This window comes from Thermus sp., from assembly GCF_040290245.1.
Lineage (GTDB): Bacteria > Deinococcota > Deinococci > Deinococcales > Thermaceae > Thermus_A.
The window spans coordinates 1-8,169 of the sequence record NZ_PSMQ01000068.1; the positions used below are offsets into that span (position 1 = coordinate 1).

Genomic DNA, 8,169 nt, shown 5'->3' on the forward strand with positions numbered 1-8,169 from the left:
TGCTGGTCATCACCCACCTCACCCGAGAGGCCACGCCCTTGGTCCGTTACTACACCGGCGATCTGGCCCGCCTGAGCAAGGAGCCTTGCGTGTGTGGACGAACCCATCTCCGGGCAGTGGGAGGGATCCTGGGCCGGGCCGATGACCTTGTGGTCTACCGGGGAGCAAAGTTCTATCCCACCCAGGTGGAAGAGGTGGTGCGGCGGTTTCCTGAACTTTCCAGCGAGTACCGCATCGAGGTACGAGAGGCCCAGGGAGTGGTGAGGGGGGTGACGGGGTGGTGGTGGAGTTAGCCCGCCCTGCGGTAGGGGAGGGGGTTGCGGAGGCCCTGCGCCGCAGTTTGAAGGAGGCCCTGGGGGTCACACCTGCCGTGCGCATCGAAGCGCTCGGGACCCTGGAACGCACGGCATTCAAGGCCAAAAGGCTGGTGCGGCATGTCGAGGCTTAAAGGCCGGCCCGTTCTGGTGGTGGGGGCTACCCGGGGCATCGGCCTAGCGGTTGCCCGGGAGCTGGCCCGGGAGGGCGCACGACTGGGCCTAACCGGAAGGGATCCCGGCCGGGTCGAAGAGATCTCCCGGGAGCTCGGGGCCTGGGGCGCGGTGGTGGAGGTTCGGGACCGCGAAGCGCTCGCCAAGGCGGTGGAGGGGTTCGCCCGGGAGGTGGGGCTGTACGGTCTGGTCTACAACGCGGGCACAAGCCCGGCCTTTACCCGGGCAGAGCACCTCGAGCTGGCGGTCTGGGATGAGGTGCTGGCAGTCAATCTTACAGGTGCCTTCGTGGCAGCCCAGGCCTTTGCCCGCTCCCTTCAGGGTCCGGGAAGCTTGGTTTTTGTAGGCTCGGTGCTGAGTTTCCGAGGAGGGGCCCGCCTGGCCGCCTACACCGCTTCCAAGGCAGGCCTCTGGGGCCTTACGCGATCCCTGGCCTTGGACTGGGCGGACCGGGGGATCCGGGTCAACCTGGTGGCCCCCGGTTGGACAGAGACCGAGATGACACGAGGCCTGAGGGAGCACCCGAGCCTAAAGCAGGCCATCTTGCGGGAGATTCCCCTTGGACGGATGGCCCAACCTGAGGAGATCTCCCGGATGATCGCCTTTCTCATGGACCCAGAAAACAGCTATCTGACGGGAGGCCTTTACGCCGTGGACGGCGGCGTGAGCGCAAGGTAAGGAGGTGGGGGATGAAAAGATGGCAGGGAATCTTAGCTCTGGCTTTGTCGGTGGGCGTGGCTTTGGGTCAAGGACAACCGCCTATAAAGATCGGTGCCCTATTCATCTTGAGCGGGAACTTCGCGGGCTACGGCAAATCGGGCTCTCAAGGGGCTCAGCTGGCCTTGGAAGAAATCAACGCCCAGGGGGGGTGCTGGGACGGCCTTTGCAGCTCATCGTGGTAGATGACCAAGGCAACCCCGAGGTGGGGGTACGGGAGGCTCGGAGACTGATTCTCCAGGAGAAGGTGGACTTCCTCTTTGGGGTGGACTCCAGCGCCGTTTCCCTTGCCATCGCTCCCCTCACGGATGAGTACAAGATCCCGCTCGTGGTTACCCACGCAGCCACCCCTACCCTTACGGAGCAGTGCCGGCCCTATGTCTTCCGGACCTCCAACAACGCCCGTATGGATGCCTGGGCGGCCGCCTCTTTGGCCACCACGCTGCCGGTGAGGCGTTGGGCCAACATCGGTCCCGACTATGAGTTCGGCCGGGTCTCCTGGCAGGACTTTATCGCCCGCCTTAAACAGCTTCGCCCAAATGTGGAGGTGGTGAGCGAACAGTGGCCCCGTTTTGGTTCCACGGACTACGCCAGCTATATTACCGCCCTGATGCGGGCCCGGCCGGAGGGCGTCTTCTCTACGCTTTGGGCAGGGGACATGGTCATTTTCGCACGGCAGGCCAAGGCCTTCGGCTTCTTCAACCAGGTAAAGTACTTTGTCAATCCAGTGGGGGCAGCTCTTGAAGTCCTGGCCCCCCTGGGGAAGGAGACACCGGAGGGGCTTCTGGTTTCTGCCCGCTACTGGTTCCTCTACCCCAACACGCAGCGCAACCGGGCTTTTGTCGAAGCATACCGCAAGAAGTTCGGGGAATATCCAAGCTACAATGCCCAGGAGGCCTACGCCGGCCTTCAAATGCTGGCGCTGGCCATTCAGAAGGCCCGATCCACCCAAGCGGAGGCGGTGCGGCAGGCCTTCGAGGCGGACGGCGGCCTGGCGTACACCGCCCCTGAGGGCAAGAAGCAGATGCGCCCTGAAGATCACCAAGTGTTCGAGGATTTGATCTGGGGTTACACAAAGCATAGCCCCGATTATCCCTTTGCCATCCTGGATCGGATCCAGATCATTCCGGCCAAGAACACCGTTTATCCCACACAGTGCAAGCGATAAAACATGGACCTTAGCTTCTACCTTCTCCAGTTTCTCACCGGCCTGGCCTACGCCAGTACCCTCTTCCTCCTGGCCGTGGGCTTATCCCTCATCTTTGGAGCCATGGGGATCGTCAACTTTGCCCATGGCTCCTTTTACATGCTCGGGGCCTACCTCTTGTTTGCTTTTGCCCGCGGCCAGGCGGAGGGGTTTTGGGGCGGCCTCCTGGAAGTCCTGGCAGCGGGGATGGTCGTCGGGGCTTTGGTGGAGAGGTTTTTGATCCGCCCCATGTACCGTAGGCCGGAAGAACATCAGATTCTCCTTACCTACGCCTTGCTTCTCATGATTGAGGACCTCGTTCGTTTTGTCTTCGGCGCGGGCTACCGCTCTTTTCCCCTGCCACAGGTCTTTGCCTCTCCCATCCTCCTGGCGGGTACCCCCTTTCCTAGCTACTACCTTTTCCTCTTGGGCCTGGTTGCGGTCGTCGCGCTCTCGCTCTGGTTCTTCCTATACTGGACGCGGCTCGGAACCTGGATTCGGGCAGCTACCCAGGATCGGGAGATGCTGGAGGCTCTGGGGGTGAACGTCTCTTTGATCTACACCGCTGTTTTCGGAGGGGGTATCGCCCTAGCCGCTCTGGGCGGGGCCGCCCTTCTCCCCCTTCAAGCGGCCACGCCCGGGATGGCGGTAGACGCGGTGATCAACGCCTTCATTGTGGTAGTCATAGGAGGGTTAGGAAACGTTTGGGGAGCCCTCTTAGGAGCCGTTCTGATCGGACTTGTCCAAGCCTTTGGCATCCTCATGGCTCCGGAAATGGCGATGGTCTTTCCCTTTGCCCTCATGGCCTTGGTCCTTCTCCTTCGGCCGTGGGGGCTTCTCGGACGTCCACCGGCGGTGCGGACATGAGGCTGGGCGTGCTCTTCCTGCTTTTGGGCTTCCTTGGCCCTTTTCTTTCAGAATACGGCCTGAAGTTGGCCAGTGAAGCCCTCATCCTTGGTTTGTACGCTATGGCCTTCAACCTGCTCTTCCATCAGGCCGGGCTTCTCTCCTTTGGACAGGCGGCCTTCTTCGGCGTGGGAGCCTATACCATGGCCCTTCTTGTCAGCCGGGCCACCTGGCCCTTCCTGCTCACCCTCCCCGCTGTTCTTTTGCTCAGTGCCCTGGTCGCCTTGCTCATCGGCTTCCTGAGCATCCGGCTTACCCGGATCTACTTCACCATGCTTACCCTAGCCTTCGCTCAACTCCTCTTTGCGGTAGCCCACAAGTGGTACGCCTTCACTGGGGGGGATAACGGGATCACAGACCTCAGACCCGAGGGGCTTTTTGGAAGTAGTCTGCCCTTTTACTACCTGGTCCTGGTGGCTTTTTCCCTCAGCCTGGCGTTCCTCGCCTCGCTTTACCGTTCCCCGTTTGGCTATGCGCTCCGAAGCCTCCGGGACAACCGGGCCCGGGCTGAATCCGTAGGGATTAGCGGCGTGGGTCACCTCCTCCTCGCCTTCATCCTGGCAGGGATGCTTTCCGGTCTTGCGGGAGCGCTCCAAGGTGCCCTGCAGCGTTCCGTCTTTCCCGACTACCTCTTCTGGACCCGCTCGGCCGAGGCCATCATCGCTACGATTCTGGGGGGAAGCGGGGTATTCCTGGGGCCTGCGGTTGGAGCCACGGCCTTTTTGCTTGTGCGGGTGGTCGTCCAAGCCCAGACGGAGTACTGGCCGTTCTTCGTGGGAGCCCTCCTTCTGCTGACGGTCTTCTTCTTCCCTACAGGTCTGGCAGGGATCTGGAACGCGGTGGTGGGTCGCCTTGCGGAGGTGCGCCGTGGGCCTGCTCGTTGAGGGAGTATACAAGTCCTTTCAAGGGTTCCTGGCCCTGGCCGGAGTGTCCCTGCGGGTGGAGGAAGGGAGCTTCCATGCCCTTGTGGGCCCCAATGGGGCAGGGAAGACCACCCTGTTCAACGTGATCACGGGCCGCATAAGGCCAGATCGGGGAAGAGTGCACTTTCGCGATTGGGAGATTACCGGCTGGCCCACCCACCGGATAGCCCGCCTGGGCGTGGCCATCTCGTTCCAGCGGGCCCAGCCCGTTGCCTCGATGACGGCCTTGGAAGCCGTAACCTTAGCCCGTCTGGGGTACCAGGGGGGCACGTTCTCCCTCTTGCGACCTCTCTGGGCCTACACCACAGCAAGGGCCAGGGCGGAGGAAGTCCTGGCCAAGGTGGGCCTCGAGGCTTATCTTCACCGCCGGGTTGCCGAGCTTCCCTTAGGGGACCTTAAACGCCTGGATGTGGCCATGGCCCTTGTGGGCGAACCGAAATTGTTGCTCTTAGACGAGCCTCTGGCGGGGCTTTCCCGTGCTGAGCGTAGAAAGATGGTGGATTTTATTCAAACGCTCTTGCGCCGGGCACAGGTAACCCTTCTCTTTACCGAACACGATACCGAGGCGGTTTTAGCTTTGGCTGATCGGATCACCGTCCTTCACCAGGGCCGGGTGTTGGCTGAGGGGTCGCCGGAGGACATCCGGAGAAACGCTGAGGTCAGAGCGGCCTTTTTGGGAGGGTGAAGATGGGGTTACTTGTGGAGGGCCTTCGAGCAGGTTACGGGGAGATCTGCGTCCTTCATGGAGTGAGCCTGGAGGTGCGGAAAGCGGAGGTGGTGGCGCTCTTAGGCCGCAACGGGGCAGGGAAGACCACTTTAATCAAGGCTGTGATGGGATTGGTGCGCACCTTTTCCGGACAGGTGGTGTATAACGGGGTAGATCTGACCTCCTTGCCTCCCTATCGGCGAGCAGGGCTGGGTCTTGGGTACGTGCCAGACGACCGCCGTATTTTTCCTGAGCTCACCGTGCGCGAAAACTTGCTGGTAGCCTCTAGGCCAGGCCCATGGCACCTGGGAAGGGTATACCAGCTGCTGCCCCGCCTTAAGGAGATCGAACATCGACGGGGAGGGCTGCTTTCAGGAGGGGAGCAGCAGATGCTTACCATAGCCCGGACCCTGATGACCAACCCCAAGCTCTTGCTCCTGGACGAACCTACGGAGGGCCTAGCCCCCCTGGTTGTAGAGGAGATCGCCCGCTTGGTTCAAGAGTTAAGGCAGGAGGGGTTGCCCGTGCTTTTGGCCGAGCAGAATCTGCACTTTACCGGGCGCGTGGCCGACCAGGCTTATGTCCTGGAAACAGGAGAGGTGCGGATGGCAGGGGCAATGGCGGATCTCCTGCAAAAGGAAGAGGTGGCGGCCCTGCTTTCCCTCTGATGACCAGCTCTCTTTAAACTGGGATCTTGCATGGTTCTTGCGCTTGAAAAGAGCGTGGGGAATGCCCCCTGTATCAACTGGTCCCTGCGCGCGATCTGTACAGTCCTCCATAGCCCTACTCCGCCTCTTCCTGGAGGGCGAAGAAGTTCTCCCCGCGATGCAGAGGGGCTTCCGGGCCTCAGCCTGGCCCGCTGTCCTTAACCCTGGACCTCACTGGCCTGGAGAAGGCGGGACGTTTTCCCCCCTGGCTCAAGGATCGATCCAGACCTTCCCCTGCAGCCGGGGTCCTACCCTGGTCTACCGCCCTTTGGCTTTTTTCTATAGCGGGAAACGAGCTCGGCCAGGCCTAGGCAGGGTGGGCATAGGAAGGGATCGGGCCTGGGAAGGCCTTTGGACCTGAAGCCCCTGCAAGAAGGAAGAGGGACCTAAAGGGCTCTTTGGGACGGTCTACTTGTCGCAATCCCCTAACGGGGAAGAAACCTTTAGAGTACCCCCTAAGAATGCCGTCCTGGACGGGGCTCTTGAAAAGGATTTGATGAGAAAGATTAAGATTGGAATATGCATAAGGAGTATAGAGGGTATTTTGGGGGTTTATGGCGATGGGAAGAGCGGTTTCAAAACGCGGAGAAAGCGCACAAATCGCATATTCCCCTTGCGAATGGTAGATTTTCAAGATCCCCCACCGGAAACCCCGGCCTTTGAGGGGAAGCTTACCCTGACCGGAAAAGTTGTCAAGGTCTAAATTCCTGAGCCAAAAGCCCTTGACCATCGTTACTTGCCCAAAAAGAAGTGGAAAAGGTGCCCCTGCGCTCGTGGTTTTGGCCATTTGAATATCTTCGAGCCGGCTGCCCAGGCTCTGCAAGGAGATCGTCACCGGGGGCAGTGCCCTGTAGGCAACCCCGAACCCAGCCCTCATCAGCGCCTCAAACAGCCCGAAGAAGCCCAGGAAGGCCGCCATCTCGCCAGCCAAGCCAGCCTCGAGGGCTGGTGGGTCTGCACGTAGCCGGAGGGGAGCAAGCTGCTTTGCCCCGAAGGGGCAAACACCGAGAGGAAGGCCACGCCCGGCAGCCAGGCCAGCCCCAGTCCGTAGAACAGCAAGGTCAGCACAATGTTCAGGCCCGGCATCCCCGGCACCCTGGGGTCGAGGTGGGCCCAAAGCCGCCCCGCCAGGGTCAAAGCGAACGCCGCCCCCAGCAGGCCCCAGTAGGCGAAGCGGGCCACCCGGTGCACCACCCCCCAGGCGCGCCGATGAACGGCGCCACCACCAGCAAGGTGCCTCCGAGGATTCCGGCCACCGATAAAAGGGCTATGGCTTCCTGCTCCACCCGGCCGAGGGGGCCAGGCCTACCCCAACCAGCAGCAGGATGCCTGCCAGCACCACCGCGAAGGACCGGGGCTTGCGGAACTCGAGCCAAAGCAACGTCGGCAGCGGGTTCAGGCCAGCACCTCCACGAAGGTCTCTGGGACGCTCCTGCCCCGCGCGCACAGCTCCTCGGCGCCCGCGTCGAAGACAAAGCACCCGTTTTTCGAGGAACACCGCGCGGTGGAAGATGCCCTCGGCCTCGGCCACCTCGTGCGTCGAAGGCATCCGCGTCTCGAGGGTGCGGGCGCACCAGGGGCGGGGGGACCCCTCGAGGAAACCCAACACCCCCCGGTGGCGCGCGCGGTTGAAGTCGGGGTAGAGCCCCGCCATCCGCTCGGTGTTCGCTTCGCGAAGCAGCCGTTCGCCGTTGGCGGAGGTAGGCCACGTGGGCCCGCGTGGCCCGCGGGCGGCCCCCCAGGGACCACCAACCCCCTGCAGAGGGGGAATGAACTGTTCTTTGTCCAAAAAACACCCCCTTGATGTTGATTTCTTTTATTGGTGATCAACATCAAGGCCCCGGGGGGCGGGCGGGAAGATGCCCTCCAGGACGCATCCTCCCCCACCAAACTCCCCAAGTCTTCCGATAGGGGGATGGCCCGAACGCCCAAGTCTTCCGATACCTCTTAGGGGATACTAGAACGAAAATTTTCCAATCAATCCTCGAGTCTGCCTTCCGCAGCCGCGGTTTTGAGCTCATCCAAAAGCGCCTTGGGGTTCAGGCTTCCCTGTTCCATGCGCCGCGCGAGCTCCTCCACCTCCCCGATGCTCACCCGGGAGCGAAGGATGAGGTGGACCACCTGGAGAGCACGGCGGATCTGAGCCTCCCGGGGAAAGCTCTGCCACTCCCGCTCCGCCTCTCCCTCCGGCCGCCGCGCCTCCTTTTCGGCCAGGGCCTGGTGCTTGGCGGTGCGGCCTGCGGGCAGGGCCCGGGCGTACTTGCCGCCTTCGTCCCGGATGACGTCCACCAGGAAGCCCAGGCGGTTCTTGGGCCTGTACCCCGAGGCCAGGATGGCCCGGAAGCGCTCGAGCCGGTCCCTGATCCGCTCCAAAGGGTAGCGGCGGGCCAGGGAGTAGGCGGAGGTAAAGGAAAGCCCCTCGGCCATCAAAAGTTCCACCGCCTCGGTGTCGGGGACGCCCCCGGCCTCCTCGCCGAAGACGTAGACGATGCTTTGGTTCTGCCCCCGGCCCAGGTACTCCACCGACTCGAGGTAG

9 protein-coding genes and 2 pseudogenes are annotated in these 8,169 nt (G+C 62.2%); 8 read left to right on the top strand and 3 right to left on the bottom strand.

The annotated features are described in order from the left end of the window. The 8 genes and pseudogenes from C4301_RS08505 to C4301_RS08540 form a co-directional block, all read left to right on the top strand. The coding region (locus C4301_RS08505; protein WP_503012418.1) for a phenylacetate--CoA ligase family protein at positions 1–293 on the top strand (293 nt) is incomplete at its 5' end. Then, entirely contained in the window at positions 284–448 is a 165-nt protein-coding gene (locus C4301_RS08510; RefSeq protein WP_352414665.1) for a hypothetical protein, read from the top strand. The genes C4301_RS08505 and C4301_RS08510, both read left to right, overlap by 10 nt. Beyond that, a complete protein-coding gene (locus C4301_RS08515; RefSeq protein ID WP_352414666.1) occupies positions 435–1,166 on the top strand; it encodes an SDR family NAD(P)-dependent oxidoreductase in 732 nt (243 codons plus the stop codon). The genes C4301_RS08510 and C4301_RS08515 overlap by 14 nt, the downstream gene beginning before the upstream one ends. A gap of 11 nt (positions 1,167–1,177) precedes the next feature. Further along, a pseudogene (locus C4301_RS08520) lies at positions 1,178–2,373 on the top strand (ABC transporter substrate-binding protein). A gap of 3 nt (positions 2,374–2,376) precedes the next feature. Then, positions 2,377–3,258, top strand: coding sequence for a branched-chain amino acid ABC transporter permease (locus C4301_RS08525; protein WP_352414667.1), 882 nt, complete (start codon positions 2,377–2,379; stop codon positions 3,256–3,258). An 8-nt stretch (positions 3,259–3,266) separates the two neighbouring features. Next, positions 3,267–4,181, top strand: coding sequence for a branched-chain amino acid ABC transporter permease (locus tag C4301_RS08530; protein WP_352414668.1), 915 nt, complete (start codon positions 3,267–3,269; stop codon positions 4,179–4,181). Further along, on the top strand, positions 4,165–4,905 hold the full coding sequence (locus C4301_RS08535; RefSeq protein ID WP_352414669.1) for an ABC transporter ATP-binding protein: 741 nt from the start codon (positions 4,165–4,167) through the stop codon (positions 4,903–4,905). The genes C4301_RS08530 and C4301_RS08535 overlap by 17 nt, the downstream gene beginning before the upstream one ends. A 2-nt stretch (positions 4,906–4,907) precedes the next feature. Continuing rightward, positions 4,908–5,594, top strand: a complete 687-nt coding sequence (locus C4301_RS08540) for an ABC transporter ATP-binding protein (RefSeq protein WP_352414670.1) — start codon at positions 4,908–4,910, stop codon at positions 5,592–5,594. 346 nt (positions 5,595–5,940) lie between these two features. Here the strand turns inward: C4301_RS08540 and C4301_RS08545 are convergent, their stop codons facing one another. The 3 genes and pseudogenes from C4301_RS08545 to C4301_RS08555 all read right to left on the bottom strand — a co-directional run. Then, positions 5,941–6,552, bottom strand: a complete 612-nt coding sequence (locus C4301_RS08545) for a hypothetical protein (protein WP_352414671.1) — start codon at positions 6,550–6,552, stop codon at positions 5,941–5,943. Next, entirely contained in the window at positions 6,510–6,824 is a 315-nt protein-coding gene (locus C4301_RS08550; RefSeq protein WP_352414672.1) for a hypothetical protein, read from the bottom strand. Before C4301_RS08550 ends, C4301_RS08545 begins: the two co-directional genes overlap by 43 nt. 786 nt (positions 6,825–7,610) lie before the next feature. Then, a pseudogene (locus C4301_RS08555) lies at positions 7,611–8,169 on the bottom strand (replication initiator protein A); the annotation flags it as partial.

Bases quoted from the DNA above. Each gene is read 5' to 3' on its own strand.
- C4301_RS08540 (WP_352414670.1), top strand. From the start codon at position 4,908: ATGGGGTTACTTGTGGAGGGCCTTCGAGCAGGTTACGGGGAGATCTGC.
- C4301_RS08525 (WP_352414667.1), top strand. From the start codon at position 2,377: ATGGACCTTAGCTTCTACCTTCTCCAGTTTCTCACCGGCCTGGCCTAC.
- C4301_RS08515 (WP_352414666.1), top strand. From the start codon at position 435: ATGTCGAGGCTTAAAGGCCGGCCCGTTCTGGTGGTGGGGGCTACCCGG.
- C4301_RS08545 (WP_352414671.1), bottom strand. From the start codon at position 6,552: ATGGCGGCCTTCCTGGGCTTCTTCGGGCTGTTTGAGGCGCTGATGAGG.